Origin of the sequence: Mycobacterium sp., assembly GCF_032162105.1 — a bacterium.
In the GTDB taxonomy this organism is placed as follows: domain Bacteria; phylum Actinomycetota; class Actinomycetes; order Mycobacteriales; family Mycobacteriaceae; genus Mycobacterium.
In genome coordinates, this window is record NZ_JAVRPS010000198.1 from 1 (window position 1) to 3496 (window position 3496).

At 68.3% G+C, this 3496-nt stretch carries 4 protein-coding genes; 1 reads left to right on the top strand and 3 read right to left on the bottom strand.

What is annotated here, in order from left to right; translation table 11 throughout:
* Positions 1-935, top strand: a 935-nt coding sequence (locus QOC69_RS10190; protein ID WP_526438974.1) for an amidase family protein, incomplete at its 5' end; no start/stop codon positions are given.
* A gap of 31 nt (positions 936-966) precedes the next feature.
* Here QOC69_RS10190 and QOC69_RS10195 read toward each other — a convergent pair.
* The 3 genes from QOC69_RS10195 to QOC69_RS10205 form a co-directional block, all read right to left on the bottom strand.
* The gene (locus tag QOC69_RS10195; protein ID WP_526438976.1) at positions 967-1734 is read right to left on the bottom strand and encodes a FadR/GntR family transcriptional regulator; all 768 of its coding nucleotides are present in this window, start codon (positions 1732-1734) and stop codon (positions 967-969) included.
* Between the two features lie 7 nt (positions 1735-1741).
* On the bottom strand, positions 1742-2788 hold the full coding sequence (locus tag QOC69_RS10200; protein ID WP_526438978.1) for a maleate cis-trans isomerase family protein: 1047 nt from the start codon (positions 2786-2788) through the stop codon (positions 1742-1744).
* 112 nt (positions 2789-2900) lie between these two features.
* On the bottom strand, positions 2901-3496 hold a 596-nt coding region (locus tag QOC69_RS10205; RefSeq protein WP_526438980.1), incomplete at its 5' end, for a polysaccharide deacetylase family protein.

Consider the following 3496-nt stretch of genomic DNA (forward strand, 5'->3'; position numbering starts at 1 on the left):
CCGAATTCGCCTACGCGCACCCGGGGCCGACCAGAAACCCCCGCCGGCCCACCCACACCCCCGGCGGCTCGTCGATGGGGTCAGCGGTGGCCGTCGCCTGCGGAATGGCCGATGTCGCGCTGGGCACGCAGACTGCGGCCTCGATCACTCGGCCAGCCAGCTTCTGCGGTGTGTACGGGTTTAAACCCACCTACGGCGCCGTCTCCGTCGCTGGGCTCAAACTCGTTGCGCCGTCCCTGGATACGGTGGGATGGTTTGCCCGCGATCCACGCGTCCTCGACGCCGCGCGCGTGAGCCTCACCGCCGACCTCCCCGCTGGGGCTCTGACAGGCCCTCCCCGGCTTGCGCTGGCCCGAACACCGGATTGGGCTGCGGCGATGCCCGATTCGCAGGCGGCGGTGCTCGCAGCGATCACCGCCGCACGTGAGCTGGGTGGCTTGATAATGCCGGAGTCCCGCGACGACGTGCTCGATGGGCTCGTGCAGGCACACCTCACGGTGCTGGCTTTCGAGGCAGCCCGCTCACTGGCCTGGGAACATCAGCACCGGCACGCGCTGTCCCCGCAACTGCTGGCACTGCTGGACACCGGCCTTCATACCCCGGTAGACGACTACGACGCGGCACGGCGACTGCGTGACCACGCTCAGCTGCGCATACCGGCACTCTTTGGCGACGCCGATATCCTGCTGGCCCCGGCTGCCGTGGGGGAAGCCCCCGCCGGGCTGTCAGGCACCGGTGACCCGCTGTTCGGCCGGGTGTGGTCGCTGCTCGGCCTGCCGACCCTAGCGATCCCGTTCGCGACCGGCTCAACCGGACTGCCTGTCGGCATACAGGCTGTGGCGCGTGCGGGCCACGATCGGGACCTGCTGTCATTCGCCACGTGGTTCAGCGGCCGCGTTGCAGCCCACAGCATGCCGCCACACACATCCGCCTAGTTCATCGCCCACCCGGTGAGCGGCGGCCCGATCACGGCCGTCGGCTTGGCCTGCGCCGGCTCGGGGTACGCAGACCCGCCCGCCGGATCGGATTGGCGGCGGCCCCAAAGATCCGCTGCGACAGCGCTTCCATGTGCACCGCCATCGCGTGTTCGGCCCGGTCCGGGTCGCCGTCGATGATCGCATCGAGGATCGCGCGGTGCTCGACCAGTTGGGCGGCCCGGATGCCCTCGTCGCGGCTGGCGATCGTGTCGACCAGCATCCACAACGGATGCTTTACCGGATCCATCAGCTCGCGGGTCAGCTCGGCCAGCACGGCGTTACCGCCAAGTCGCGCCACCTCGCGATGGAACAGCTGGTTGCATTCACTGAACCGGTCCACGTTTGCCGGCGCCGACGCAGCCAGCTGCGCCTCCGCCTCGTCCAACACGTCTTTGAGATGATCACACTCGTCGCCGGACAGGCTCACAGCGCACAACCGTGCGGCCGCCGGTTCGAGTAGGCGCCGCACCTCGAGTACCTGCCGTGGCACCGAGTCGACCGGCAGGGACATCCCGAGCGCAGGGCGGCTGTTAGGCGTTCTCACGAAGCACCCTGCGCCGGGACGCACATCGATGACCGCGCCAAGCTCCAAGGCGAGCAGAGCTTCACGAACGGTGGCGCGGCTGACCGAGCATTGCTGGGCAAGAGCCCTCTCGTCGGGCAGGCGGTCGCCGGGCCGAAGATTACCGATGGCGATCGCATGCAACACCTCCTCGGCAACCGCCAAGTAGCGTCGCCGCGGCTGGCTCCCGGTCATCAAGGCATCATATTTCGCCTTCATCGATCACGGCGGCCACCGCTGCTGCCGCCCTGCGCGCCGCGTCCTGGTCAGCGGACGTCCAGTCCCGTTCGGCGATGCTGTGCACGGACAGCCAGCCACGCAGCGACCCGGCGCCGGGAACCGGTGCGAGGATCTGCGCGCCCACGCCGTAGACATCCCGCAACGCTTGCGGCGGATACGGCGGAACATCGAAGTGCGGCTGGACCAGCAGCCGGCGGTGCTCGTCGAGCCACCGGACCGTCGCCAAAGCGCGCTGGTCCAACGACGGATCCCAGCGAATCGACTTCACCCCGGGGCGCACGGCCTCGGCCGCCGGCAAGTCCACATGCAGTCCGATGTCGGCGGCGTCGAGCCGGGCGGTGACGCGATCAGCACCGGTCTCTGCCAGCAACCGGTCGCACAGACACTGCAGAGCGGCCCGGGTGGCACCGTGCGCCAGCAGCGCACCGAAGCCGGCACAGCGGAACGGCACACCGATCCGGCGCGCGGCCCCCCATACCGTCGCGGCGACACTGTCGAGAATCGGTACACCCACAGACTGTTCGACGTCAGCCTCCAGCAACGGCAGGGCACGCAGGTTGGTGCACACCACCGCCACCGCGTGGCAGTCGCTGCCGGCGACCCCGCCGATCATCGACTGCAACGTGGATATCGGGACCGCCCCGAAGGCGGCGTTGTCGCAGATCCCCAGATGCCGCCCACCGGAAACGGTGAGGCCTTCGGCGGCCAGCGTGCCCGTGATCTGCTCCACCACCGCAGGCACATACGGCGTGAGCAGGAACAGCCGCGACGCCCCGAAGGCGTGGCAGGCGTCCAGCAGCGCCAGCGTCGACGACGTCGCCGCGATGCCGGTGGCGTCCTCGATCGCCGACACGACCGCGCGGTCGTGATCCAGGCCGAGCCAGCACCCCGACGTTCCCGCCCACACCAGCACGTCCACCCCGGCGTGCGCCAGCAGCCGCGCCGCGTCGATCATCAGTTCGGGCTCAAACTGCCGCCCCGACGCCGGATTGGTGTCGATGTGGGTCACCGCGACGCGAGTCGCCAGCAGCTCCAGGTCAGCACGGCGCCTGCGACACGGGCGAGCTCAGGTTCGACCACGGTGTTCGACGACGGGACGATCAGCCCGACCCGCAGTGCGGTCACGGCTGACCCGGAAACGGGTGGCGCTCCCGGAACGCCGCCGCAGCCTGCTCGAACGGTACGAACGACACACCGTCGTGCTGTGACCAGTAGTTGATCAGCCGTTCGAGCATCAGCAGCACTTGCGGTCGGCCACTGACATCGGGGTGCAGCGTCACTGGAAAGACCGCATAGTCGAATTCGCGGTAGACCCAGTCGAATTGGTCATTCCAGAGTTGTTCGACATCGCGAGGGTTGACGAATCCATGGCTATTCGGCGACTGCTTGATGAACATCATCGGCGGCAGATCATCGACGTACCAGTTCCCGCAGAACTCGACTAGGTCGATCTCCGGACCGCGGACCAGTGGCCGCATCCACGTCTCGGCAGGCTTCGAGTAGTCGATGTTCGTCCAGGTGTCACCCACCCGGGCATAGAACGGGACGAAATCGGTGGAGTTCTGCGAGTGGTCGTAGCGGAAACCGTTCCGCAGCAGCAGCGCCGCGGTCCGCTCCGACATCTCCCACCACGGGGCGACATACCCGCGCGGTGGCTGTCCGGCCAGCTCGACGATGAGCTCGATGGACTTGGCCAGCACTGCCTCCTCCTGGCTTT

Excerpts from the sequence above, each read along its gene's own strand:
- QOC69_RS10195 (WP_526438976.1), bottom strand. The coding sequence starts at position 1,734 with ATGACCGGGAGCCAGCCGCGGCGACGCTACTTGGCGGTTGCCGAGGAG.